Here is a 249-nt window from a genome sequence, read left to right as displayed (position 1 = left end):
GCACCGACACGTCGAGGCCGGCCGGCAGGTTGTCGGTGATCGAAGGCAGCAGTTCCTTGATCCGGTCGACCACTTCGATGACGTTGGCCCCCGGCTGGCGCTGAATGTTCAGCAACACGGCCTGGTTTTCGTTGGCCCAGGCGGCGAGGCGCTCGTTTTCGGCACCGTCGACGATCTCGGCCACATCCTTCAGGCGCAGCGGCGCACCGTTGTTGCAGGCCAGGATCAGGTTGGCGTATTCCGCCGGGG

1 protein-coding gene is annotated in these 249 nt (G+C 65.5%); it reads right to left on the bottom strand.

Translation table 11 applies throughout. The annotated features are described in order from the left end of the window. Positions 1-249, bottom strand: a 249-nt coding sequence (locus SB756_RS33345) for an efflux RND transporter permease subunit (protein ID WP_410913667.1), incomplete at both ends; no start/stop codon positions are given.

Origin of the sequence: Pseudomonas sp. SIMBA_068, assembly GCF_046534705.1 — a bacterium.
Lineage (GTDB): Bacteria > Pseudomonadota > Gammaproteobacteria > Pseudomonadales > Pseudomonadaceae > Aquipseudomonas > Aquipseudomonas putida.
The sequence above is the reverse complement of the archived record's forward strand: the minus strand, read 5'-3'. Positions and strand labels throughout refer to the sequence as shown.